Below are 24,987 nucleotides of genomic sequence, written 5' to 3' on the forward strand. Positions count from 1 at the left end.
GAGCACATAATGAACTTCGGTAAACCAGCCGGAGTTCATTATGCTTTTATTCAATAGCGACATAACTCCTAAGAATCGTTGAGAATCGTACGAAACAGCATCAATAAACCTACAGGTGGTGAATGATATGACGGCAATTTTAGAAACGAAGGATCTGAGCATCACTTTTGGCGGCCATACCGCTGTCGAGTCAGTCAGCATTTCGGTTCCCCATAACCATTTTAAATCGATCATTGGACCAAATGGCGCCGGAAAGACGACTTTCTTTAACCTGTTGAGCGGTCAGCTTTCGCCGACAAAAGGACAGGTTTTTTATAAAGGAACGGAAATTACGAACCTGTCCCCAACCAAAAGAACCAGGGCAGGAATCGGACGGTCCTTCCAGATTACCAATGTTTTCCCGAACCTGACCGTAATGGAAAATGTCCGGCTTGCGGTCCAATCACAAGCCGGAGTGCGCTATCAGATGCTGAGGCATTTTCAATCCTTCAGAAAATTTGAAGAGCAGGCAGAAGAATGGCTGAAGCTCGTTTTGTTAGATGACAAAAAGGATGCACTGGCCCGGAACCTTGCCCACGGAGAGAAGCGGAAGCTGGAGATTGCCATGCTGTTAGCCTTGAATACCGAGGTGCTTCTGCTTGATGAGCCAACTGCAGGCATGTCGCTTGAAGAGGTGCCGGCGATCCTTGATGTAATCAGGAAAATCAAACAAAGGGGCGACCGGACGATCATTTTGATCGAACACAAGATGGATATGATCATGGATCTCTCGGATACGATCATGGTGTTGTTCAATGGGGCATTGCTCGCCGACGGGACACCAGAGGAGATCATGAAGAACGAAACGGTCCAGTCTGCATATTTGGGAGGTTTGCATAGTGAGCACGCTGCTAAAGCTTGACCATGTCGAGACGTTCATCGGCCAATACCACATCCTTCAGGGTGTCACGTTTGAGGTGCCGAAGGGAGAAGTCACAGTCCTGCTCGGCCGGAACGGAGCAGGAAAAACAACGACACTTCGAACCATCATGGGATTGAACCATGCATCGAAGGGTTCGGTTTCATTCAAGGGAGAAGAAATCAAGGATCTGCCAACCTATACGATTGCCAATAAAGGGATTGGCTATGTTCCTGAAGACCAGGGTATTTTTGCCGGCCTTACTGTAGAAGAAAATATTAAAGTTGCGATCAAGAAAGAGAATGAGGAAACACATGAACGGCTGGACTGGATCCTAAATCTTTTTCCAGACTTGAAGAAGTTCTGGAAAAAACCTGGCGGGCTGCTGAGCGGCGGGCAAAAACAGATGCTGTCCATCGCCAGGGCTTACGTCAATGAAAATGAATTACTGCTGATTGACGAGCCGAGCAAAGGCCTCGCCCCCATCATCGTCGAGAAAGTAATGGAGTCCATCCAGCAAATGAAGGACAAAACAACCATCATCCTCGTCGAACAGAATTTCATGATGGCCAGCACGATCGGTGACAGCTTTTACATCATCGATGATGGCAGGACAGTCTCGAATGGATCGATGAATGTTCTGCGTGAGGATGAAGAAATGAGGAGGAAATACCTCGGTATCGCATAAGAAGGGAGGAAGCCACATTGGATGTGTTGATTAATTTGAGTCTTAACGGCCTGGCTACGGGTATGCTGATTTTCCTTCTGGCAGCCGGCCTCACGTTGATTTTTGGCTTGATGGATGTCCTCAATTTTGCCCATGGTGGGCTGTTTGCCTGGGGAGCCTACAGCGGCATCTGGATCTATACAGCAACAGGAAGCTTCCTGGTCGGGATTATCGGAGCGATTCTTACAGGAATGCTCCTCGGGATTCTGACAGAGCGCTGGATCATAAAACCTGTCTATGGAAACCATGTCCAGCAAATCCTGATTACGCTTGGCTTGATGCTAGTTTTATCGGAAATGTTAAAAGTGGTCTGGGGGCCAAACCAGATTTCAGCCTCTACACCAAGCTACCTTTCCGGGAGCTGGGAAGTTGGGGGAGTCATTATCATTAAATACCGCGTCTTCATCATTGCCGTTGGATTGGCCGTCTTTCTGGCTGTACAATATGTGCTTAAAAAGACGAAAATCGGTCTCGTTGTCCGGGCGGGTGTCATGAATAAAGAGATGGTCCAATCACTGGGAATCAATATCCAGAAGGTCTTCATGCTCGTTTTCATGATCGGTGCAGGAATGGCAGCCCTTGGCGGCATGCTGCTCGGCCCCTACTCAGGGGTGATCCATGCGGACATGGGCATGGAGTTCGCGATCCTTGCCTTCATCGTGGTAGTCATTGGAGGTATGGGAAGCTTTTCTGGCTCGGTCATGGCTGCGATCCTCGTCGGACTGTCAGGCTCGTTTATGGCCTATTATGTACCGGACCTGGCACTTGCAGCCAATATGCTGCTGATGGCAGTCGTTTTAATCTTCAGGCCGCAGGGCTTGTTCGGGGCAAAGGGGTGAGCAGTCAATGACGAGAATACTGTCTAATCGAATGAATATCCTGTACCTGATGATTGCCGCGTTCCTGGCGGTGCTTCCTTTTGTATATGACTCGAGAAGCTTGCTGATTCTGCTCTCACAGGTGTTCATTTTCGCCGTATTGGCAATGAGTTATGATATTTTGCTCGGTTATACTGGCATCGTTTCTTTTGGTCATGCGATGTTTTTTGGAATCGGGGCCTACACGGTCGGGGTCTTCATGAAAAGATTCGAACCGGAAACAAGTTACTTCCTGCTGGCAGTCGTGGTCACCATCGTTCTCACTGCGGTGGTCAGCTATATTGTCGGTCTGCTGACATTGCGTCTCAAAAGCCATTTCTATGCGATGCTGACGCTCGCCTTTGCGGGGCTGTTCCTGGTGCTGGCGGAAAAATGGCGGACGGTCACCTATGGAAACGATGGCTTCACCTTCCGTGTGCCGGAATTCCTGCGTGACAGGACCGACTTTTACTTGATTTGCCTCGCTTCGATGGTCGTTGTCTTTATTTTACTGAAAAGATTCACCAACTCGCCGCTCGGAAAGGTCCTCCAGGCGATCAGGGAAAACGAGCAGCGGACCGAATCACTTGGCTACAGCGTGCTACAGTACAAAATCATTGCCAGTGTCGTATCGGGTGTCCTTGCTGGAATTGCTGGCATTTTATATGCGGTGTCCCTCAGATTCGTCAATACAAGCGTATTTACGATGGACATCACGCTTGATGCCCTGCTGATGACGATTATCGGCGGCGTTGGAACGCTTGTCGGTGCGATCATCGGAGCCGGCATCATTGAGTTTTCCCACCACTGGCTGACAGAGCTGGCGAAGGTCCACTGGATTTTCGAGAGATGGATCATCTTCTTTGGAATCATCTATATTCTCGTTGTCATGTTTTTCCCGATGGGAATTGTCGGTTCATTGAAAAAACTGAAGTTCAGCAGGAAAAAGAAAGATTCCGTTCCGGTTAAATCGGAAACCGTAAGCCAGGGGGACTAATGATGGAAACAAAGCAGGTCACCTCATTCGTGCTCCGCTTCCAGCTGGCGGATCTTGAAATGGACAACAGAAAGAAATATTGGCGGGTCAAGGTCACCCATGTGCAGGATGAAAAAGAAGCATTGTTTGATTCCATTGATGCTGCTATGGAGTTCATAAAAGAAGTTGTTGGGGAAACATGACCGCTGAGGAGGGAGAACAGGTGGAAATCGGGATTATGAGCACTGGAATCTATCTTCCCCAACAGTATATTACTGGCGCGGAAATTGGCAGGAAGGCAGGAATTCCAGAGGCGGTTGTGGAAGAGAAAATGGGAATAAAGCAGAAGCCGGTTCCAGGCCCGGATGACCATACCTGCGAGATGGGAATCAGGGCGGCGAAGAAGGCGATTGAAAAAGCAGGCATTCATCCCATGGAGATTGACCTTGTCATCTACATCGGCGAGGAATACAAGGAGTATCCGTTATGGACCGCAGGAATCAAGCTCCAGGAAGAAATCGGGGCGCGCAATGCCTGGGCATTTGACACAGCACTAAGATGCGGAACGACGGTCATGGCATTGAAGCTCGCTAAAGGCTTGATGCTTTCTGATCCCGGTATCAATACCGTCCTGCTCGCAGGCGGCTATCGCAACGGAGATTTTATCGATTACCAAAATCCCCGCACCCGGTTCATGTACAATCTTGGAGCCGGAGGGGGAGCGATTTTACTGAAGAAAGGCCATCGGGAAAACCTGTTGCTTGAAACGGAAATAATCACAGACGGATCTTTTTCCGAGGATGTCGTGGTCGTCGCAGGGGGAACAAAAAATCCGATTTCGGCAGAAAGCCTGAAGCGAGGGCTGTACCAGCTCGATGTTCTTGACCCAGAAGGAATGAAACAGCGGCTTGAGCATAAATCAATGGCCAATTTCCTGAAGGTCATCCGGTCCTCTGTTGAAAAGAGCGGTTTTTCCGAGAAAGAAATTTCATACGTGGGAATGCTTCACATGAAGCGGTCCGCACATGATTTTGTCCTGAGGGAACTGGAATTGGAAGATTCGAACTCTATTTATCTTGAAGATTATGGGCATATTGGCCAGATTGACCAAATTTTGTCGCTTGAACTGGCTGAACAGGCAGGGAAGCTTAAGGATGGGGACATCGTCGTCCTTGTCAGTGCCGGCATCGGTTATGCCTGGGGAGCAACCACAATACGATGGGGAAAAGGGTGAGCTGGAATGGAAAAGATGGCAGTGCAAATGAAAAAAGCTGAGTTGCCAAATGGGGAAACGCTTGCGTACCGCGAACGGGACGGAGGGACGAAAACCGTGCTTTTGGTCCACGGCAACATGACATCATCCAAGCATTGGGACCTGTTGATGGATGAGATGGACCCGGAGTATAAAGTTTTTGCAGTGGACCTGAGAGGTTTCGGGGGATCCACCTATCATAAGCCAATCATGTCAATCAAGGATTTCTCAGATGATGTAAAGCTGTTTGTTGATGAAATTGGCCTGAAGGATTTCACAATCATTGGCTGGTCTACCGGCGGAGCGGTGGGAATGCAGTTCGCCGCTGATTATCCGGGTTATTGCGAAAAACTGATCCTGCTGGCGTCAGCATCAACAAGAGGGTATCCATTCTTTGGCACAAGCGCAGAAGGCTTGCCAGATGTGAATAACCGTCTGGCTGGCTATGAAGATGTAAAAGCGGACCCTGGGAAGACAGTAGCAGTCCAAACCGCTTATGACGAGGAAAATAGAGGATTTCTTAAGGCGATGTGGAATATGTTGATCTATACGAAGCATCAGCCGGACGAACGCCAATATGAAGAGTATGTCGATGATATGCTGACACAGCGGAATCTGGCGGAAGTCTATCATTCTCTAAATACTTTTAATATAAGCGCTGGGAATAACGGGTTGAAGGATGGCACTGATCAGGTTAAGGATATCACGATTCCGGTGCTGATCCTCCGGGGCGACCGGGATCTTGTGGTCACCCAGAGGATGACAGAGGAGATAATCGAGGATTTTGATGGCCGGGCAAGATTTGTGGAGCTTAAGGATTGCGGTCATTCTCCTCTGGTGGATGATTTGAATCAGTTGCTGGAGCAAATAGAGGGATTTTTAGCAGAGTAGGAAGGTGTATGTATGAGATTGAAAGATAAAGTAGCAATTATTACTGGAGCAGCGAATGGAATCGGCCTGGCAGCGGCAAAAACCTTCGCAAGCGAAGGCGCAAGAGTGGCAATAGCAGATTTCGATGAAGAAACAGGTACAAAGCGGGCTGCAGAGCTTTCCGGAGAAGGTTATGACGTTGCTTTTTTTCAGGTGAACGTCGCTGAGAAAAACAACGTGGATCTGCTTGTACAAAACGTCCTCAGCCGGTTTGGCAAGATTGATATTTTAGTAAACAACGCAGGCATCACGCGTGATGGGATGCTTCATAAGCTGGCGGTCGAGGACTTCCAGAAGGTCGTCGATGTCAACCTGACAGGCGTGTTCAATTGTGCGCAGGCCGTCGTGCCAGCCATGGTGCAGCAGGGTTCAGGAAAAATCATCAACACGTCTTCGGTATCCGGTGTATACGGCAATGTCGGCCAGACGAATTATGCAGCAACAAAAGCCGGCGTGGTCGGGATGACCAAAACATGGGCAAAAGAGCTCGGCCGCAAAGGGATCAACGTTAATGCCGTGGCACCTGGCTTCATTGAAACCGGGATGACCGCAAAAGTACCGGATAAAGTGCTCGAGCAAATGAAAATGCTTGTTCCGCTCGGAAGGCTCGGCCTGCCGGAGGATATCGCCAACGCCTATCTGTTCCTTGCTTCAGACGAATCCAATTACGTGAACGGAACGACCCTCCATGTAGACGGCGGGATCATGATGTAAAAAAGCGCATTGCTGCGCTTTTTTATTTTGCCCTGGAAAGGAGGCAACGGGGAATAAAATGCTGCCAACGGGGAATAAATCTGGCTCAACGGGGAATAAACTTCCGCCAACGGGGAATAAAACCGGTCCAACGGGGAATAAACCTGCCAAACCTGCCAAACCAACCTTCAAAACAAATTCAGAATGACATGTTTTCCTTTATTTCTGCGTGTCCACTCCCCAGCTTCGCACCGATTCGCAGATTTGCCAGCTATTTTTAAGATTAACTCCCCGCCCAAAGTGGTAAAAGGTATAAAAAAGAATGAGGTGCTGTACATGGAAGAGCAAAAGCAAACGTATTACTTTAACATAGAAAGCGGCGAGGTGCTGGACAGGCCGGCTGAGCAGGAGGGTCATTTTACCTTGCTCGCTACTGGTGAGGAAATCAAGGATTTGCGGGAATATCTCACCGAGAACTACAAAGCGGATTGGGCTACCTTCGAAAATTCCCACCTGCGCCCTTTTACGGATCCAGATCGTGAACATGCCGAATATGATTTCGCCATGAAGGAAATTTATGCGATGGTCTACAAGCTAGGTGATGCAGAGGCCAGGAACCATGTGAAAACCATGGGAATCTTTACTGAAGAAGAGTTAAAAGGAATCTAAATACAGGACACCACAGCTGATGCTGTGGTGTTTTTTTGCATAAAACCTATCAACGCATTCATCAGATAACTGCTGCTCCCTCACTAACCATGCATGGAGGATCATCAAAATCCAAAAGCCGGCTTTTGGTCAGTAAACACATAAGCCAAAGGCAATGATGTAACTATCCTGTAACTGCCGTCGCCTAAAATGTATCCATCAAGACAAGAGAAGGAGAGATTGCGGTGAGGTGGGAGCTCGACTGGCTTGAATCTAGGGCGGGATTGACACCAGAGGCTGCTGCGATAGCCGATGCAGGCACGGATCAGGTATGGTCTTACAGGGAGGTCAATGATCGGGCAAAAGCAATCGCGGTGTGGCTGGGTGAAAAAGGGGTCCAAAAGGGCGACAGGGTTGCGCTGCTGGCGCCAAATGGGATCAATTATTTTGATCTGCTGTTTGCCTGCGGAAAAATCGGCGCCATTTTTGTGCCGCTGAATTGGAGGCTGTCCCCCGATGAATTGGCCTATATCATAAATGACTGTGAACCCAGCCTGCTGGCGTTCCACTCGAATTATATAAAAGAAGTGACGATGATGTGGGATCGAGAAGACCGGTGCATCCAAATCAATGGGTCACATTACGAGATGCTTTTTGCACAAAATACGATAAGGTTGGATGCTGAAAGAGTGAGAGTAGAGGAGGAAGATCCTCTGGCAATGATCTATACTGGCGGAACGACCGGCAAGCCGAAGGGAGCGGTCCTCTCCCACCGGGCAATCATCTGGAACGGGATTTCAACGATTGCCAGCTGGAATTTGACACATGAAGACCGGACGGTGACTTACTTGCCGTTATTCCACACTGGCGGCTTGAATGCGCTTTCGATCCCGATCCTGATGGCCGGCGGAACCGTTGTCCTGGCCAACGACTTTACACCGGAAAAAGCGATTGAGAATTTAATAAGGTATAAGGCTACAATCGTCCTGTTTGTCCCGACGATGCACCATATGCTTGTAAAGTCGGAACACTTCCGAAATGCAGAGTTCAAAGATATAAAGGTATTTTTATCCGGAGGTGCACCTTGTCCGCTTGAAATCTATGAAGCTTACAAGCAGAAGGGAATCTCCTTCAAGGAGGGGTATGGCCTTACAGAGGCGGGTCCGAATAATTTTTGCATTGATCCGTCTGAAGCGGATGTGAAAAGGGGGTCAGTCGGCAAGCCGATGCTGTTCCATTCAGTCAGAATCCTCGATGAAGACGGAAACGAGGCTGGAGCAGATATGGTCGGGGAACTTGCCATCCAGGGAAATCATGCATTCTCATATTACTGGAAAAATAAAGAGGCGACTGAAGGCACACTGAAGGACGGCTGGCTCTATACAGGAGACCTGGCAAAAAGAGACAAGGATGGCTACTACTATATTGTTGGCCGGAAAAAAGAAATGATTATCACGGGTGGGGAAAATGTGTATCCTCTAGAGGTTGAGCACTGGCTCTGTTCCCATCCTTCGATCCGTGAGGCGGCTGTGGTCGGCATGCCGGACGACAAATGGGGTGAAGTCGTGACCGCCTTCATCGTGCTTGAAGAGGGTGTTTCATTCGGGGAAGCGGAAGCCAAAATGCATTGCAGGCAGAAGCTCGGCGGCTATAAAGTCCCAAAGCGGATCCACGTGATCGACCAGATGCCAAAGACGCATGTTGGCAAGATTGATAAAAAGGAATTGAAGGAAACCGCAACGGGAGTTTCCAATCAGAAGCCAGTCAGTTAAAAATAGGAAAGGCATTTCAGCCAGCTTTTGCTGACTGGAATGCCTTTTTTTGAATCAATATGCAAAGACCAATATTTAAAAGGAAAAGTGAGGATAGGAGGCCCATGATACCGCTGAATGAGAGCATTGCAGCAGCTGGAGGAGCAAGACTCGCTCCAGTCAGCAGGATGAAGGAATAAAGCGACAACGCTTTGGCTCGCTGGCTGCTGCCGTAATAGCCAATAAGGGTAATGACCGTCGGGATCACGAGTGAAATCGATGAAACAAAGAAGATCGAGAAGAAAATCAAAGCTCCCGTGGAATGAAAGAATAGCAGCATAAACGCACTGGAAGACCCGATCGCCAATCCAAACATCAAGGTCCGCAGCTCGCCCCAGCGCTCCATCAGTTTTCCTGTGAAAAGGGAAAGAGAAGCGCCAATCAATCCGACGAGCCGAATCATCAGCAGGTCCGATTCGGGTCCGTTAAAAAAACGGCCGATGGCATCGTAGAAGGCGATAATCGCAAACAGCAGGGAGAATGTAATCATATAGCACTTCAACAAGCGTGAATCTTTCAGTAATTGAAAAAAGACCCTCCATAAAGGCGTGCTTTCCACCGATGGGGGAGATGATTCTTTCAGCAGGAAAAAAGCGGCAGCAAATAGAATGAAATAGACGGCTGAGAAGAAATAGAATACGCTGTTCCAGGAAAGGACATCGGCCAGAAATGCGCTGGCAACCTGCCCAAAAATACCCGCAATCAAAAAACCGGTATTGATCAGCACAACCAGGATCGTTCTTTGTCGGAAATTAAATAAATCATAGGAGTAGGCGAAGGCAACTGAAGCAAAAGTAGCCAGTGTGATACCCTGAACCGAGCGGGCAACCCATAAACTGACCGAGCCGGAAGAAAAGCCGACAGCCAGTGTCGCCAATGCAGAGGCCAAAAGGCCTAACACAAGGATTTTCCTTGGACCTGTATAGTCAGATACAGGTCCGAACGACAGCAATCCGCAGGCATAGAAAAACGTAAACAGCCCGCCGGCAAGGACGACGTGAGATTCAGCAATGAACAGACTATCCGCAAGGAGCGAATAAATGGGAATCAGCGTATAAATATTGCTTGCGACCATGATGGCACAAACAGTCAGAAGAATGGATACCTTTTGAAAAAAGGACATGGATTTCAAGTTGATCACCTGCCATCAATAACATATGCAGGCACCCGGCAGTTCGAAGGTTGTTTTGGGAAAAATTAACGGGCTCTTCACTTCCAAAATGGACGGTAAAAAAGGTATAATTGAATGTATACAGAACAATTGTTTGGCATCAGAAGGCGCATGGAACTGGAGCGCCTTTTTCAATTTTAAAATGATAGTATAAGATTAAAAGATTAATAGAGAGAAAGGGGAAGTCAGATGTCTGTACGTTTGGTGCTCGGGCGCTCGGGAAGCGGAAAAACCGAGATGATCATTAATGAAATAAAGGACAGGCTGATCGAGGACCCGCAGGGCGACCCGGTCGTTTATCTTGTCCCGGAACAAATGTCATTCCTTTCCGAATATAGATTGTCCACTGACCCTGACCTGGGGGGAATGATCAGGGCACAGGTATACAGTTTTCCCCGCCTTGCCTGGAGGATCCTTCAGGAAACTGGCGGCTACACGCGCCATCATTTGGACAGTGTCGGGATCAGTATGATGATCCGCAAAATCATCGAAGACAAAAAGGAAGACCTGAAAATTTTCCAGAAGGCAGCAGATAAAAATGGGTTTATCCAGCAGATGGAGCAGATGCTGATCGAATTTAAAAGATATGCGATCAATCCGGATGAACTTGCCGGGAAAATGGAGGATGGCTCCGGCGGCAACAAAGCACTTAAGGATAAAATCCATGATCTGGAGCTTGTTTATCGTCAATTTGAAGACGAGCTGTTCGGCAAATATATCGACTCTGAAGATTATTTCAGACTGCTTGCTGAGAAGGTCCCAGCATCTCAATACCTGAAAAATGCCGAAATTTATATCGACGGTTTTTACAGCTTCACTCCCCTTGAAATGATGATCATTGACCAGTTGATTGCCACGTGCAGACGAGTGACGATTGCGATTCCTGCGGACAGGAACTATGCCGGCGAACAGCCGGATGAACTGAATCTGTTCAGGGTGACAGCAGACACGTGCAGCACTTTAAATGATCTCATCAAAACGAGGGGCTATGACCAAGAGGAAGATGTGGTATTAACAGAGCAAAGGCGCTGGCAGGATGAATCGCTGAGGCATCTTGAAAACGAATTCGATTCAAGGCCGGCGGTGAAATACATTGGCGAGTCTTCCATTCACATTGCCCAGGCAGCGAACAGGAGGGCAGAACTGGAGGGAGTTGCCCGGAAGATTCTCGGGCTGGCCAGGAATCATGGGTACCGCTATCGCGATATGGCCGTGCTGATGCGAGGCAGCGATTACCGCGAAGTGCTTGAAACGATTTTTGATGATTATGGCCTTCCATACTTTATCGACCAGAAGAGGAATATGCTCCACCATCCACTGATTGAGCTTGTTCGCTCCAGCCTTGAAACCGTTCTTGGAAACTGGCGCTATGAACCAATCTTCAGGGCGGTGAAGACCGACCTGCTTTTCCCTGAGGGTTCCAATCTCAATAAGATGCGTGAACAGATGGATGTGCTTGAGAATTATGTCCTTGCGTATGGAATCCAGGGGGATAAATGGACGAAAAAGGATCGCTGGAAATACAAGAGGATCCGCGGTCTTGAATTTGATGGCCTGGCCCAGACCGACGCTGAAAAGCAAATGGAGCAGGAGTTGAATGACCTTAGGCATTTGATTACATCCCCTCTGCAGCGGCTGGCTCGCCGCCTGAAGCGTGCCGACACGGGAAGGAAGCTCTCTGAAGCTGTGTATCTCTTCATTGAGGAGCTTGATATTCCGGCTAAGCTTGAAGCCTGGAGAATGGCCGCCGAACAGGAAGGCAGATTGGTAGAAGCGAGAGAGCATGAGCAGGCATGGGATGGTGTGATTAACCTGCTTGACCAGTTCGTCGAAATGCTCGGAGAAAGCAAAGTGGCTCCGAAACAATTCGTTTCGATCCTGGATGCAGGTTTTGAATCACTCAGATTCTCCCTTGTTCCTCCGGCAATCGACCAGGTACTGGTCGCCGATCTTGAAAAAACAAGACTTGCGGATGTTAAGGTCGCTTTTGTCATTGGCGTCAATGAAGGTGTCCTTCCTGCAAAGATGAATGAGGAAGGGATTTTTGCGGATGATGACAGGGAACTGCTGCAGTCCAAAGGTATAAAGCTTGCCCCTGGCAGCAGGACGAAGCTGCTGGATGAAAACTTCATCGCCTACAAAGCTTTCGTCACCCCATCCGAGAAGCTTTTTATCAGCTACCCGATTGCAAATGAAGAAGGAAAAGCACTGATGCCTTCCTCCTTCATTAAAAGGATTGCGGATCTTTTTCCAGAGCATCAAACCCATGTCTTCCTGCCGGACCCATCTGAATTGCCAGAGCAGGAGCAGCTCGAATATGCAGCAGGGGAGAATGTTGCTCTTTCTTATCTGACATCCCAGCTCCAGCTGAAAAAACGCAATTATCCTGTTTATGATTTTTGGTGGGATGTGTACGACTATTACTTGAATAACCATCGCTGGGCGGACACTGCCCGAATGGTTCTTTCAAGCCTGTTCTATGAAAATCGGACGAAGCAGCTTTCAGAGGCTGTCACGAAGGAGCTTTATGGCGAACAGATCGAAGCGAGTGTATCAAGGATGGAGCTGTTCAACAGCTGTCCGTTCTCGCATTATGTTCAGCACGGCTTAAAGCTGCGCGACCGCCAGATCTTCCGCCTTGAGGCTCCGGATATCGGGGATCTGTTCCATGCGGCCTTAAAGGAAATTGCTGAAACCGTGATGCAGCAGAATCTAAGCTGGGCCCAGCTTACGAGGGCGCAGGCAGAAGAACTGGCCAGGAACGCGGTACAAAAGCTGGCGCCTCGATTGCAGAATGAAATTTTGCTCAGCTCGAACAGGCATCACTATATCAGGCAAAAGCTGCAAAATATCATAAGCCGGGCTTCGCTCGTTTTGAGTGAGCATGCAAAGGTGAGCGGATTTTCACCAGTTGGCCTCGAGCTCGGTTTCGGCCGTCAGGGCCAGCTGCCTCCGCTTGCATTTTCTTTGAAAAATGGAACAAGGATGGAATTGATGGGCCGGATCGACCGAGTCGATAAGGCTGAAGATGACCATGGTGTGTACCTGAGGGTCGTTGATTATAAATCGAGCGTGAAGGATGTCAATTTGACAGAGGTTTATTATGGAGTGGCTTTGCAGATGCTGACCTATCTGGATATCATCATCACCCACTCGCCGCTGTTGGTCGGCAAGCCTGCGGATCCTGCGGGAGTGCTGTACTTCCATGTCCATAATCCGATTGTCAATGCTTCGAAAATGCTGACGCTCGAGGAGATTGAAGAGGAAATCCTCAAGCGTTTCAAAATGAACGGCTTGCTGCTGAATGATGAGAATGTCATCAGATTGATGGATCAGGGTCTTGATTCAGGAAGCTCGCAAATTATTTCAGCCGGTTTCAAGAAGGATGGCAGCCTGCTGAAGAGCTCAAAAGTGGCCAGCAAGGAAGATTTTGATCATTTACGGCAATTCGTGCGAAATAAATATGTTGAAACAGGCAATCGCATTGTAAGCGGGATCGTTGATGTGGCACCATATAAGCTCAAGGACCGTGCTCCATGTACATTCTGCTCATTCAAGCCTGTCTGCCAGTTTGACCAGGGAGTGGAATCGAACGATTTCAGGAAGCTTCCTGTCATCAAGAAGGAAGATTTGCTGGAGGCGCTTCGCCAAGATGAAAATCTGAAGGCAAAGGATGGCCTGTCAGTAAATTCAGGCCGATTAGAAGAACTGAAGAAAATGGATTTGTTCACAACCATAGGGGAGGAGGAAGAGGATCTTGGCTAGAATGAATATCCCGCCTATACCAGAAGGCGCAACATGGACGGAAGACCAGTGGAAAGCCATCATGGCATCCGGTCAGGATATCCTCGTTGCCGCAGCGGCCGGTTCCGGAAAAACAGCGGTGCTGGTAGAAAGGATCATCAAGAAAATCATTTCGGATGATCAACCAATTGATGTTGATGAATTGCTTGTCGTTACCTTCACGAATGCTTCGGCAGCGGAAATGCGGCACAGGATTGGCGAAGCACTGGAAAAAGCCATCGACAGCAACCCGAATTCAACTCATTTGAAAAAACAGCTGAGCCTGCTCAACAGGGCATCAATTTCCACCCTGCACTCCTTCTGCCTTGAAGTGATCAGAAAATATTATTACTTGATTGATGTGGATCCTGGTTTCAGGATTGCCGACGAAACTGAGGGCCAGTTGTTAAGGGATGAAGTGATTGAGGAACTTTTCGAAGAGGAATACGGAAAGGCAGAAAACCAGCCTTTTTTCAACCTGGTCGATGCGTTCACGAATGACCGCAGTGACGAAGGGTTGAAGGATATCATCGTCGACCTGTTCGATTTTGCCAGATCGAATCCTTCTCCGGAAGACTATCTTGATTCGATTGTTTCCATGTATGACGCAGCAGGCAGCACGGCAATCGAAGAGCTGCCTTTCATGAAGGTGCTCATGGGGGATATCGAACTTCAGCTTCAGGGGGCGAAGCAGCTGCTTGAAAAAGGCTTGGAAATGACGAAAATGCCGGGCGGACCTGCACCCCGGTCTGCCAATTTTACAGAAGATATCCATGTGATCGAAACACTGCTGAATGCAAAGGAACAATCCTGGTCTGCCCTTTACGAGGCAATTCAGCTTGCAAGCTTCGGCCGGGCAAAAACCTGCAGGGGCGATGATTTCAATAAGGACCTGGTAGATAAGGCGGCCAAGCTTCGGGACCGGGCAAAGAAAATCGTCCAGGATCTGAAAAGCGAACTATTCTCAAGGAAACCTGAAAGCTTTCTGAAGGATATGCAGGAAATGAAGCCATTAATCGCGGTGCTGATCAATCTTGTAAAAGAATTTTCGCGCCGCTTTGGCGTAGTTAAACAGGAACGCGGCCTTGTTGATTTCTCGGATCTCGAGCATTATACACTTGATATTCTGACGGCAAAAGCTGATGGGGAGGGCGAGCAGCATGGCGGAGTCCGTCCGTCCGAAGCAGCCCTTGCGTACAGGAATAAGTTTAAGGAAGTGCTTGTAGACGAATACCAGGATACGAACATGGTGCAGGAGGCCATTCTCCAGCTTGTGACCGCAGATGGGGAAGCGTCAGGAAACCTGTTCATGGTCGGCGACGTTAAACAGTCTATCTACCGTTTTCGTCTCGCCGAGCCGAATCTGTTTTTAGGGAAGTACAATCGATTTACCCAGGATGGGGAACAAACCGGATTAAAGATAGACCTTGCGAAAAACTTCCGAAGCCGCAGCGAGGTGCTTGACGGAACAAATTATCTCTTCAAGCAAATCATGGGGATCAAGGTCGGCGAGATTCATTACGATGAAAATGCAGAGTTGAAGAAGGGTGCTCCTTACCCGGAGGATGAGGAATACCCGGTGGAGCTGCTTTTGATTGATCATGGCGAAGGTTCTTCGACAGAAGCTGAAGCAGCTGATGAGAATGAGATTCCAGCTGACGGATTCGATGGAGATGATCTGGAGCAATCTCAATTGGAAGCAAGGCTGATGGCCAAGCATATCAAGGATATGGTCAAAGAACGCCGGGGCGTCTATAATCCCAAAACCAGGACTTCAAAACCGGTCAATTATCGTGATATCGTCATCCTCCTTCGATCGATGACATGGGCACCGCAAATCATGGAGGAGTTCAAGCAGCAAGGCATCCCGATTTACGCTAACCTCTCCACCGGCTACTTCCAGGCGACAGAGGTTGCGATCATGCTGTCGTTGCTGAAGGTGATTGACAATCCATATCAGGATATCCCGCTCGCAGCCGTGCTCAGATCGCCGATTGTCGGTCTGGACGAGGAAGAGCTTGCCGTCATCAGGATCAGCCAGAGACGGGGATCTTTTTACGAGGCTTTGACGGTATTCTGCTCGCAAAAGCCAGCCCCGCAGAATGAAGCCCTGCATGAAAAAACAAGCCGGTTCTTTGAAGGCTTGAAAAGATGGCGGACAGCGGCAAGAAAGGCGTCCGTGTCGGATTTGATCTGGCAGCTTTACAGGGAAACAAGATTTTTCGATTTTGCCGGCGGCATGCCAGGCGGAAAACAGCGTCAGGCTAACCTCCGCGCGCTTTATGACCGTGCGAGGCAATATGAAGCCACAAGTTTCAGGGGTCTCTTCCGCTTCCTGCGCTTCATTGAGAGGATGCGTGAACGCGGAGATGATCTTGGTGCTGCCCGTGCGCTGGGAGAGCAGGAGGATGTTGTCCGGATCATGACCATCCACAGCAGCAAGGGGCTTGAATTCCCGGTCGTATTCGTTGCCGGACTGGCAAGGAATTTCAATACGATGGACCTGAAGAAATTTTACATGCTGGATAAGGAATTTGGTTTTGCTGCTAAATATATCAATCCAGAAAAGCGGATCTCCTTCCCATCACTGCCGCAGCTGGCGTTCAAACGAAAGCATAAGATGGAAATGCTGGCTGAAGAAATGCGCGTGCTGTATGTGGCGTTGACGAGGGCGAAGGAGAAACTCTACCTGATTGGGTCCGTCAAGGATGCTGAAAAAACAATCAGCAAGTGGCAGGAAGAGGCCAGCCACCCGGACTGGCTGCTCGATGAATACCTGAGGGCGTCTGCATCAGGTTATATTGACTGGGTAGGTCCTGCGGTGATCCGTCACAAGGATTGCAGCCCGTTAAGGGGAAGCGAGGATATCGTTCACCCAGGACTTGGTGAAGAAATCACCTGCCATCCTTCCCGCTGGAAAATCGAGAGCATCAAAGCAGAAGAAGTCGCCACATATGCAGATGAAAAGTCCGATGAGCAGGAAAGCTTGATGCAGCTTGTGGCAGCCGGGAAACCTGTGGGGCTGAATTCCGAACTGGCAGAAACGGTCAACAGGCAGCTTTCATGGAAGTATCAGTTCGGGGAAGCAGCTAGTCATCGATCGAAGCAATCCGTGACAGAGCTGAAACGCAATCACGAGACAAGGGATGAAGAAAGCGGCACCCAAATCGTCCGCAGGTTCGCAAAGCCAATTCTTAACCGGCCAAGATTCATGCAGGAGAAAAAATTGACACCTGCAGAGCGCGGAACAGCGATGCATATGGTCATGCAGCATATCGATTTAACCAATCCTGTTACTGAAGCCTCACTTGATCTTCAGCTCAATCAAATGGTTGAAAAAGAGTTGCTATTCCCTGAGCAAAGAGAAGCAATCGATAAGAAATGGATCCTTGCCTTTTTTGATACCGAAATCGGCGTGCGCCTTTTGAACGCAGAAAAGGTCAGCAGAGAGGTCCCGTTCTACCTGTCGCTGGAAGCAGCTGAGGTCTATCCTGGCTGGCAAGGAGAAAATGAGCCGATTTTTATCCAGGGGGTCGTCGACTGCATTTTCCGTGACGACAAAGGGACCGTCCTGCTCGATTTTAAGACAGACGGCATCCATGACCGCTTTAAAGGCGGTTTCGAACAGGCCAGACCCATCTTGGAAGAGCGTTACCGAATCCAGATCAGCCTTTATGCAAAGGCGATCGAGCAAGTATGGAAGCAGCCAGTCGAGGAGAAGTATTTATACTTCTTCGATGGCGGACACCTGCTTGAACTGGATTGACTATAAAGATTTTCATCATAAAACCGGTCGGATGTGCACAATAATCCTGACCGGTTTTTTTATTAGCCGGACATTGACTTGAATGGGGTATGAAAAATATAATGAGACTCTTTTCGGGAGGGGAGTTAATCATGGCCAAGAAAAAACAATCGGGCACTTGCGAATTATGCCTGAGGGAGGAGGTGGAGGTAACAGTCCATCACCTGACTCCGAAAGAAATGGGAGGTACTTTTCTTCCTACCGCAGATCTCTGTATCCCGTGCCATAAACAGATCCATGCTCTATTTACCAATGATGAGCTGGCAGCGGGATTGAATACGATTGAATCACTGCGTTCACATCCTAAAATCCATGCTTTTGTGAAGTGGATAAAAAAGCAGCCTTCTTCAAGGCTGCCGAGGATTTCAAAATCAAATTCACGTAAACGGAAAAAACGTTAGTTATTCCCTACTGTCGGCTGGTCGATCAGGTTGGCATCAAGAACATTGCTGGCATTTAATCCATTGTTTGTAATAATGAATCCGCCAGTATTGAATCCACCCTGCCCAGCGACTGTTTTCGAATTGCTTTTTGGCGAGATGAACAGCGTGTCGCCAAACTGCACTGTCCCGCCGCCAACATTCAAGATTTGCACAGGACCAATTATTGCTGGCATTTAAAACATCCTTTTCTTTTTAAGCTCTTATTCAACCATTTCGCCCACTGCGAGGAAGCAGCTGGCGAATGTGCTTAACCCTGGCTTCCATGTTTATATCACAGCTGTTTCCAAGGTGGACTACCGATGAAGAGGAGACACCAAGAATATCAATACTTCTAACTTTCAAGATCGGATTAAGGTTTTGAGTAGAACTGGAAATGGTTTCATCTGGAGGCTGAAATGGAATGGCTTCCGAAAAAATGGGGAAGGAAGCAAAATTGCCTTCATTACCAAAAAAAATCTCAGCTTCCCTTTGTACGGCCAATGCTTTTGAGTTTGCAGCGATTTGCTCTGAATCACCAATTTGCAAAATCGAGGCAAACGTCACTGAGTTAATTTTTATGTTATCTACACATGCTGTTCTTTGAATCATCGCTATCTCGTTTCCGGTGCCAGCGGGACGAACGGCCCGACAATCAGGGATTCAGCCGGAGTATCGAATGTCGCTGCCAGGTTGATGGTTTGGGCATCCCCGACCATGAGCAGTGAGGAGCTTGAAACACCGATTATCCGAATGTCCCCGACGCAAATATCGCGGTTATAGACTTGAAAATTCATTCTGAACGTCCTTCCTTCACATTGTCTGGCAGGTTTTTAAGGAACAGGAAAACCCCATTATGAATCTCCTGCTTCAGTGCATCGATGACTTGTTCATTCAGTTCCGGACCTTGCTGCGTCCCTCGCTCACCAGCGGTGCGCTCTTGTAAGTGGGCAGCCACTCTGCCAGACAGCTGCTTTTTTATATCCTCTTTTATAAAATCAAAATAAGAGTCGTCAATATTGATTCCAAGATTCGTTTGGGCATCCCGGTAGATATTCTCTAATTCCGTTTCAAGATAATGATGCAAAGCGGATTCTATTTCGATTGTTCTTTTGAAAATCTGCTTAGGAGGAACAGGCACATTCACCGCTTTTTGATCGACGGTAAAATCCTCGATTCCATCCAGATCAGTCGGGTTTAAACCGATATTCAGTGTCCCCTCGAGTGTTTCTACTTTTAACTGGTCGAATTTATATTCGATATTCCCGATTTGTACAGGAGGGCGCTCCTTCAATGCAGCAATTTCCTCCTGCAAATCCAGAACCATCTTTTCCAGCCTGGCTGTTTTTCTGCTCTGGTGCTCCACATATAAATGCAGCTTTTTTAAATAATCCAAGAATTCCGCATCCAAACGAACCACCTCGCTTCAGGCCAGTTATTTGTTTTCTTCTCCATGCAGACGGACCGGTCCCTGCAGTGGAACGGCAGGGGCTTCCAATGTGCTGGTTGTTGTCTCCTGGACTCCTGTCATGATTTGGCTGGGATGTACAGCCTCTGGAGCGGGCTCTGTAAATCCGCCAGTGTTGTACAGGTAGGAAACAGGCTTGATCAGTCCGGCACTTCCAATTTGCAAGACAGAAGAGTTCGTGATCCCATCAATCCTCAGCATATTGATATGAATGGACTGCTGTATATAAAAATTCATTCAACTCACCCGCATTATACATTCAGATAATTTCCCTGGTCGACTCCATCCTGGTCATAGGTATTGGTTGAGCTTTGGTTATTGTACACGGTCAATCCATCTCCGGTATTGAAGGATCCAGCACCTGAAAAAGTTTTGGCTGTAGATACAGGGCTTATTCTATATACATCGCCAATATGGAATACGGCGCTGTTCCCGAGAGAAATGACCTGTGCGACTCCAACTATTGCTGGCATGAGCAACACCCTTTTACTTGGATTTCTTTATTATCCTATGTGCCCAATTAAAGAATGTGATTAAAATGCCCATTTCTTTCGTCAAAGGTGCATGCAAATTCATGGTTGATGTGATGTCGAATTATGCGGCTGAAATTATGTTATATAACAGATGGAAAGTTATATAACAGAAGAATAATATGGTAGTATATTTATATATTTAGAATTTTAAAATTATTCTTTAGGAGGCAGATTATGAACGTTCCATTGCTTTTGAATCAGTTCCTGGACCGCGCGGTAGCGCTATACGGAGACAAAAAGGCCATTTTTTCCGAAGACAGAGCTTTTACATATTCTGAACTGAATGAGCGGGTGAACAGGCTGGCTGATGGATTGCGGAAGCTTGGTGCGGCCAAGGGAGACCGGATTGCCTATCTTGCACCAAATTCTGTGGAAATGCTGGAAGGTTTCTATGGTGTTTTTCAGGTTGGCGCCGTGATGGTTCCCTTGAATATCCGCTTGAAGCCAGATGACTACCTGTTTATCTTGAACCACAGTGAATCTAAGGTGTTGTTCGTGGATCAGGACTTATATCATCTGATCCAACCAATTAAAAATGACCTTGAAACGGTCGAGCAGATCATTGTTCATTACAAAGACGATAGCCTGGATGAGACAGGTTATGATGAATGGCTGCTCCAGCACTCTCCTGACACTTTCAAACGAGAAGAACTGGAGGAGGAGGATGTTTGCAGCCTTCTGTATACAAGCGGGACGACAGGAAATCCAAAGGGTGTCATGCTGACACATCGGAATAATTACCTTCATGCTTTGACCACGATGCATCATTTGCGGGTCAGTGACGAGGATGTCCTGCTGCATGTCCTGCCGATGTTCCATGTGAATGGATGGGGATCACCATTTTACTACACTGCGAATGGCGCCTCGCAGGTATGTCTGCGCAAAACGACTCCAGAGGTTATTTTTAAAGCGCTGGAAAAGCATAAGGTCAGCATCATGCATATGGCTCCGACCGTTCTGAACTCTCTTCTGCAGTATTATGAAAAAAATGTCCCGAGCATCGAGCAGCAGGTTCGCGTTGTCATCGCCGGCTCCGCACCGCCGCCAGCCTTTGTGACAAGAGTCGAAAAAGAACTGGGCTGGGAGTTCATCCAGGTATACGGAATGACTGAATCCTCGCCGCTCAGCACGATTTCAACCGTAAGATCCCATTTGAAGCACCTTCCGCTGAGCGAACAGTATCGCATGAAAGCCAAGGCAGGGATTTCAATGATCGGCTGCCAGGTGAAAGTCGTGAATGATTACGGTGAAGAGGTGGCACATGACGGCAAGGAAATCGGGGAAGTGATTACCCGCAGCAATGGAGTCATGAAAGGCTACTGGAAAAATGAAGAGGCGACCATGGAAACGATCCGCAATGGCTGGCTCCATACAGGGGACATGGCAACCGTCGATCCATACGGCAATATCGATATCGTCGACCGCAAAAAGGATGTCATCATCAGCGGCGGTGAGAATATTTCCTCCATCGAAGTCGAAGGGGTACTCTATGACCACCCGGCAGTCCTTGAAGCAGCGGTCATCGCAGTGCCGCATGAAAAATGGGGCGAAACCCCTCATGCCTATATCGTCCTTCGGGAAAACGAGCAAGTTTCCGAAGCAGACCTCATCGCCTTCTCAAGAGAAAAACTCGCCCACTTCAAAGCAATTACCGGAGTCACCTTTGTAAAAGAACTGCCAAAAACAGCCTCCGGTAAAATCCAGAAAGTGCACCTAAGAAATGAATACTGGGAATCCAAAGGCAAAGAAGGAAGATTCGTAAACTAATAAACTGCAGGACTGCCAGAAACCCGGGCAGTCCTTCTTTGTGAAACAGAGGGACGGTTCTGCTGTTTCAGTTCTTTCCCGAATGATGAAACAGTAGAACCGTCCCCGTGTTTTCATGTATGATGTAGATGTAAACTTTTGGATGGGATGAGGGGAAGTATGGAGTTGAACGGGAGCGGGTCTGGAGGCAGGATTGTTTCTATTGACCGGATGCGGGGATTTTCTATATTGGGGATTTTTTTAGTTAACATGATTTCATTCCATTCGCCTTTGTTTTATATTGACCATGAAACATGGTGGGATGGGAAACACAATTTATTTACATACCGATTGATTGATGTATTGGTTCAAGCTAGTTTTTATCCGTTGTTTGCGATGCTTTTCGGATATGGTCTGGTCATTTTAAGAGAAAGGACGCTGGATAAAGGGCTGAGTTTCACTCCTTTGGCCATAAGGAGGCTTTCCATTTTGCTGTTGATGGGAATTGTCCATGCCTTCCTCATTTGGGAAGGGGATATTCTCATTACGTATGCCATTTGCGGTTTTGTGTTCCTCCTGGTCATTGGCTGGACCGCCAGAAGACTGTTCATTGCAGGAATCACTCTGTATGTTGTGCCAAATCTTCTGCTGCTATTGATGCTTGGTGCTGCCTCCTTTGTCAATGGAGGTACGGAGTTTTCCATGTATGACGGACAGGCTGCGGAGCAGGCGATCAATGTCTATCAAACTGGCAGCTTTGCAGAGGTGACCCAACAGCGGATAGCGGAATGGTCAAAACACAATGACCTTTTCGGGCTGTTTTTTTACCTGATTACGATTCTGCCTCTATTCATGATTGGGGCAGGGGCTGCAAAACTAAAGCTGTTTGAGGATGTTGCTTCAAAGAAGAGGAGGCTGACGAGAGCCGCTGGAGTTCTCGCCGTTCTGGGGTTGTTGATCAAGTCGCTTCCATACCTTTCCGGAAGGACGTTCATGACAGATTTTGCCCAGGATGTTTTTGGAGGAGCACTGCTGGCAATGGCTTATGCATTGCTGGTCGCACTGGCTTCTGAAAACAGGCGATTTGACAGGCTTCTGTACCCGCTCGAGGCTGCCGGCCGGCTGTCCATCAGCAATTACCTCTTCCAGTCCATTCTCTCGACGATGATTTTTTACAGCTACGGACTCGGCTATTACGGAAAAGTATCGATCTTCACCGGATCGGTGCTGGCATTGGTGATTTATGCGATCCAGCTCGCTTTAAGTGTCTGGTGGGTAAAAAACTATCACTATGGTCCAGTCGAATGGCTCTGGCGAAGCGGAACCTATTTGAAAAAGCAACGCTTTAAAAAAGGAGGAGCCTGATGGAGAAGGTCATCATCATCGGCAGCGGCGGGGCAGGTAAGTCAACCCTTGCCGTCAAGCTTGGAGAAGTCCTTGGTATAAAGGTGTATCATTTGGACGCCCTGTACTGGAAACCAGGATGGGAGATGACTCCGAAGGACGAGTGGAAATTGATTGTCTCGGGAATTTTGAAAAAAGATTCCTGGATCATGGACGGTAATTTCGGCAGTACCCTGGAGATGCGTGCCGAGGCTGCGGACACCATCATTTTTCTGGATTATTCAACGCTAAGATGCCTTTATGGCATTTTTAAGCGCAGGATCATGTACCATGGAAAGACCAGACCGGACATGAATGAAGGCTGTCCGGAAAAGCTGGATTGGGAGTTTATCAAATGGGTGGCAACATACAAGCGCAAAAAGGCTCCGGATATCCAGGCAAGAATGGAAAGACTCCGCGAACAGGGAAAAGAGATATACCATTTTACCAGCCCGGGGGAGACTGCAAGGTTTATAGAAAAACTTTCAAATAATAGGAGGGTATCCGCATGAAATTCGTTACGTTCAGAAATGCAACTGGACAATTTATTGGGGCAGTCAATGACGAAGAAAACCATATCATTTCGCTGGCAGCCGCTTCTGAAAAAATGAATGGAGAGTCTGCTCTCCCTGCAAGTTTGCTGGAAGGTATCGCTCTTGGTGACCAATTTTACAAGGAAGCGAAGAATATTGTGGCGTGGATAAAAGAAAACCAGCTTGAAGATGAGTTATCCATTCCGCTGGAGTCAGTCGAATTGCTGGCCCCGATCCCGCGTCCGGCAAAAAATATCTTCTGTGTCGGTAAGAATTACGCAGAGCATGCGATTGAAATGGGCAGCAAGGATGATATCCCTGAACATGTGATGGTATTTACGAAAGCTCCTACAACTGTCATTGGCCATGAAGACAGCATCCATGACCACAGGGAGCTGACGGAACAGCTTGACTACGAAGGCGAGCTTGCTGTGGTGATCGGCAAGAAGGGGAAGGGAATCAAGAGGGAAGAGGTCCTCGATTATGTTTTCGGCTATACGATTCTCAACGATGTCACAGCTCGCGACCTGCAGTCGAAGCATAAACAATTCTTTATTGGAAAAAGCCTTGATACTACATGTCCGATTGGTCCCTGGCTTGTGCACAAATCGGCGATCGACAACCCAAACAGCCTGAACATTAAAACGACAGTTAATGGCGAAGTCAGGCAGGATTCAAATACGGAAAACTTCATTTTTCCTGTGGAAGAAGTAATTTCTGTGCTCTCACAGGGAATGACTCTAGAGCCAGGCGATATCATCGCAACAGGAACGCCAGCAGGAGTCGGCAAAGGCTTCAAGCCGCCAAGATTCCTTAAGGCAGGAGACACGATTGAAATAACGGTTGAAGGAATTGGTACTTTAAGAAATCAGGTAAAAGGTTGAGCACTCTAATATACTTATCTTCTCACCATATTTTTAGGATTTTCGGCTTCAATATGGTATGATATTTTAGAATTTGACGTTAGGAGGACGGGTACATGATACATGCCCATATGACAGCGTGGTTTTTAGCGCTGATTTTATTTTTCGTTTCACTCGGACTACATAAAAGCGGCAAGGAAAAGGGCGCTAAGATCGTCCATATGGTTTTGCGACTGTTTTACCTGTTGATTCTGTTGACTGGTTTCATGCTTCTGTTCAGCATTAACATCAACATGATGTATGTTCTGAAAGCAGCAGTCGGACTGTGGGTCATCGCGATGCTCGAAATGATTTTAATCCGTACGAAGAAAAACGAAAAAGCATCCATTCTATGGATTCAATTTATCGTTGCTTTGCTTCTTGTTCTGTATTTAGGTTTCTCATTGCCGTTAGGAACTTACCTGTTCTAAATAAGATTGTCGAAAAAAGCT

Annotated in this window: 25 protein-coding genes; 18 read left to right on the plus strand and 7 right to left on the minus strand. The window is 47.8% G+C overall.

Translation table 11 applies throughout. The features are described from left to right. Window positions 1–127: 127 nt before the first annotated feature. The 10 genes from EJA10_RS01315 (at window position 128) to EJA10_RS01360 (ending at window position 8,753) form a co-directional block, all read left to right on the plus strand. Window positions 128–901: an ABC transporter ATP-binding protein gene (locus tag EJA10_RS01315; protein WP_125478188.1), complete on the plus strand. Its 774-nt coding sequence runs from the start codon at window positions 128–130 to the stop codon at window positions 899–901. Next, window positions 879–1,586, plus strand: a complete 708-nt coding sequence (locus EJA10_RS01320) for an ABC transporter ATP-binding protein (protein ID WP_125478189.1) — start codon at window positions 879–881, stop codon at window positions 1,584–1,586. The genes EJA10_RS01315 and EJA10_RS01320 overlap by 23 nt, the downstream gene beginning before the upstream one ends. A 17-nt stretch (window positions 1,587–1,603) precedes the next feature. Continuing rightward, on the plus strand, window positions 1,604–2,464 hold the full coding sequence (locus EJA10_RS01325) for a branched-chain amino acid ABC transporter permease (protein WP_125478190.1): 861 nt from the start codon (window positions 1,604–1,606) through the stop codon (window positions 2,462–2,464). Between the two features lie 7 nt (window positions 2,465–2,471). Then, window positions 2,472–3,479, plus strand: a complete 1,008-nt coding sequence (locus tag EJA10_RS01330; RefSeq protein WP_125478191.1) for a branched-chain amino acid ABC transporter permease — start codon at window positions 2,472–2,474, stop codon at window positions 3,477–3,479. Next, window positions 3,479–3,661, plus strand: coding sequence for a hypothetical protein (locus tag EJA10_RS01335; protein WP_125478192.1), 183 nt, complete (start codon window positions 3,479–3,481; stop codon window positions 3,659–3,661). The genes EJA10_RS01330 and EJA10_RS01335 overlap by 1 nt, the downstream gene beginning before the upstream one ends. Next, entirely contained in the window at window positions 3,658–4,692 is a 1,035-nt protein-coding gene (locus EJA10_RS01340) for a 3-oxoacyl-ACP synthase (RefSeq protein ID WP_125478193.1), read from the plus strand. Before EJA10_RS01335 ends, EJA10_RS01340 begins: the two co-directional genes overlap by 4 nt. 6 nt (window positions 4,693–4,698) lie before the next feature. After that, window positions 4,699–5,601, plus strand: coding sequence for an intracellular short-chain-length polyhydroxyalkanoate depolymerase (phaZ, locus tag EJA10_RS01345; RefSeq protein WP_125478194.1), 903 nt, complete (start codon window positions 4,699–4,701; stop codon window positions 5,599–5,601). 12 nt (window positions 5,602–5,613) lie between these two features. Further along, window positions 5,614–6,354 carry a 3-oxoacyl-ACP reductase FabG gene (gene fabG / locus EJA10_RS01350; RefSeq protein ID WP_125478195.1) on the plus strand — a complete coding sequence of 247 codons (741 nt, stop codon included), beginning with the start codon at window positions 5,614–5,616 and terminating at the stop codon, window positions 6,352–6,354. Window positions 6,355–6,669: 315 nt separating this feature from the next. Continuing rightward, the gene (locus EJA10_RS01355) at window positions 6,670–7,002 is read left to right on the plus strand and encodes a hydrolase (protein ID WP_125478196.1); all 333 of its coding nucleotides are present in this window, start codon (window positions 6,670–6,672) and stop codon (window positions 7,000–7,002) included. A 224-nt stretch (window positions 7,003–7,226) separates the two neighbouring features. Then, complete coding sequence (locus EJA10_RS01360) at window positions 7,227–8,753, plus strand: class I adenylate-forming enzyme family protein (protein WP_125478197.1); 1,527 nt, start codon at window positions 7,227–7,229, stop codon at window positions 8,751–8,753. Window positions 8,754–8,769: 16 nt separating this feature from the next. Here EJA10_RS01360 and EJA10_RS01365 read toward each other — a convergent pair whose 3' ends face one another. Then, entirely contained in the window at window positions 8,770–9,915 is a 1,146-nt protein-coding gene (locus EJA10_RS01365) for an MFS transporter (protein WP_125478355.1), read from the minus strand. A 237-nt stretch (window positions 9,916–10,152) separates the two neighbouring features. Between EJA10_RS01365 and addB the strand changes: the two genes are divergently transcribed. From addB to EJA10_RS01380, 3 genes are all read left to right on the plus strand, one after another. Further along, window positions 10,153–13,728 carry a helicase-exonuclease AddAB subunit AddB gene (addB, locus tag EJA10_RS01370; protein WP_125478198.1) on the plus strand — a complete coding sequence of 1,192 codons (3,576 nt, stop codon included), beginning with the start codon at window positions 10,153–10,155 and terminating at the stop codon, window positions 13,726–13,728. A 1-nt stretch (window position 13,729) separates the two neighbouring features. Continuing rightward, window positions 13,730–17,512 (plus strand): helicase-exonuclease AddAB subunit AddA, encoded by a 3,783-nt coding sequence (gene addA / locus EJA10_RS01375; protein WP_125478356.1) that lies wholly within the window; start codon window positions 13,730–13,732, stop codon window positions 17,510–17,512. 131 nt (window positions 17,513–17,643) lie between these two features. Next, entirely contained in the window at window positions 17,644–17,952 is a 309-nt protein-coding gene (locus tag EJA10_RS01380; RefSeq protein WP_125478199.1) for an HNH endonuclease, read from the plus strand. Here the strand turns inward: EJA10_RS01380 and EJA10_RS01385 are convergent. The 6 genes from EJA10_RS01385 to EJA10_RS01410 are packed head-to-tail and all read right to left on the minus strand — an operon-like array spanning window position 17,949 to window position 19,911. Then, window positions 17,949–18,167, minus strand: a complete 219-nt coding sequence (locus EJA10_RS01385; RefSeq protein ID WP_125478200.1) for a spore germination protein — start codon at window positions 18,165–18,167, stop codon at window positions 17,949–17,951. The genes EJA10_RS01380 and EJA10_RS01385 overlap by 4 nt on opposite strands. Before the next feature lie 31 nt (window positions 18,168–18,198). Beyond that, entirely contained in the window at window positions 18,199–18,582 is a 384-nt protein-coding gene (locus EJA10_RS01390) for a spore germination protein GerPE (RefSeq protein WP_125478201.1), read from the minus strand. A gap of 2 nt (window positions 18,583–18,584) precedes the next feature. Next, window positions 18,585–18,767: a spore gernimation protein GerPD gene (locus EJA10_RS01395; RefSeq protein ID WP_125478202.1), complete on the minus strand. Its 183-nt coding sequence runs from the start codon at window positions 18,765–18,767 to the stop codon at window positions 18,585–18,587. After that, window positions 18,764–19,381, minus strand: coding sequence for a spore germination protein GerPC (gene gerPC / locus EJA10_RS01400; protein ID WP_281274453.1), 618 nt, complete (start codon window positions 19,379–19,381; stop codon window positions 18,764–18,766). Before gerPC ends, EJA10_RS01395 begins: the two co-directional genes overlap by 4 nt. Before the next feature lie 24 nt (window positions 19,382–19,405). Continuing rightward, window positions 19,406–19,675 carry a spore germination protein GerPB gene (locus tag EJA10_RS01405; RefSeq protein WP_125478203.1) on the minus strand — a complete coding sequence of 90 codons (270 nt, stop codon included), beginning with the start codon at window positions 19,673–19,675 and terminating at the stop codon, window positions 19,406–19,408. Between the two features lie 14 nt (window positions 19,676–19,689). Next, window positions 19,690–19,911, minus strand: coding sequence for a spore germination protein (locus EJA10_RS01410; protein ID WP_125478204.1), 222 nt, complete (start codon window positions 19,909–19,911; stop codon window positions 19,690–19,692). A 234-nt stretch (window positions 19,912–20,145) separates the two neighbouring features. Between EJA10_RS01410 and EJA10_RS01415 the strand changes: the two genes are divergently transcribed. The 5 genes from EJA10_RS01415 to EJA10_RS01435 all read left to right on the plus strand — a co-directional run bounded on the left by EJA10_RS01415 (window position 20,146) and on the right by EJA10_RS01435 (window position 24,966). After that, window positions 20,146–21,738: a long-chain-fatty-acid--CoA ligase gene (locus EJA10_RS01415; protein WP_125478205.1), complete on the plus strand. Its 1,593-nt coding sequence runs from the start codon at window positions 20,146–20,148 to the stop codon at window positions 21,736–21,738. Window positions 21,739–21,897: 159 nt separating this feature from the next. Further along, the gene (locus EJA10_RS01420) at window positions 21,898–23,082 is read left to right on the plus strand and encodes a DUF418 domain-containing protein (RefSeq protein ID WP_125478206.1); all 1,185 of its coding nucleotides are present in this window, start codon (window positions 21,898–21,900) and stop codon (window positions 23,080–23,082) included. Further along, complete coding sequence (locus EJA10_RS01425; protein WP_125478207.1) at window positions 23,082–23,612, plus strand: DNA topology modulation protein; 531 nt, start codon at window positions 23,082–23,084, stop codon at window positions 23,610–23,612. Before EJA10_RS01420 ends, EJA10_RS01425 begins: the two co-directional genes overlap by 1 nt. Beyond that, window positions 23,609–24,517, plus strand: a complete 909-nt coding sequence (locus EJA10_RS01430; RefSeq protein WP_125478208.1) for a fumarylacetoacetate hydrolase family protein — start codon at window positions 23,609–23,611, stop codon at window positions 24,515–24,517. The genes EJA10_RS01425 and EJA10_RS01430 overlap by 4 nt, the downstream gene beginning before the upstream one ends. A 95-nt stretch (window positions 24,518–24,612) precedes the next feature. Beyond that, window positions 24,613–24,966, plus strand: a complete 354-nt coding sequence (locus EJA10_RS01435) for a YisL family protein (RefSeq protein WP_125478209.1) — start codon at window positions 24,613–24,615, stop codon at window positions 24,964–24,966. Window positions 24,967–24,987 lie beyond the last annotated feature (21 nt).

The sequence above is a fragment of the Mesobacillus subterraneus genome, from assembly GCF_003937825.1.
Classification (GTDB): domain Bacteria; phylum Bacillota; class Bacilli; order Bacillales; family Cytobacillaceae; genus Mesobacillus; species Mesobacillus subterraneus.